Origin of the sequence: Paucibacter soli, from assembly GCF_037482845.1 — a bacterium.
Classification (GTDB): Bacteria; Pseudomonadota; Gammaproteobacteria; order Burkholderiales; family Burkholderiaceae_C; genus Paucibacter_B; species Paucibacter_B soli.
Map to the genome: position 1 here is coordinate 1 of NZ_JBBHJW010000048.1, position 323 is coordinate 323.

Here is a 323-nt window from a genome sequence, read left to right on the forward strand (position 1 = left end):
CTCGGCCTTCAAGGCGCTGAGCTCCGACCAGATCGGCAAGCTCACCAGCGACCAGATCGGCCAGCTCACCACCGGCCAGATCAACGCGCTGACGACCGACCAGCTGCCGGGCCTGAGCACGGCCGACGTGGTGGCCCTGAGCTCGGCCCAGGTGGCCTCGCTGACGGCCGCCCAGATCGTCAACTTCTCGACCGCCCAGATCGCCGCGATCGAAACCGCCGACCTGAAGTCGCTCAGCACCGCGGCCCTGCGTGCCTTGACGAGTGACCAGCTCGACGCCATGAGCAATGGCCAGCTGCAGGCCCTGACCTCGGCCCAGGTGA

Annotated in this window: 1 protein-coding gene; it reads left to right on the top strand. The window is 68.4% G+C overall.

From position 1 onward, the window contains the following. A partial coding sequence (locus WG898_RS25225; RefSeq protein WP_339605525.1) for a hypothetical protein occupies positions 1-323 on the top strand: 323 nt, incomplete at both ends.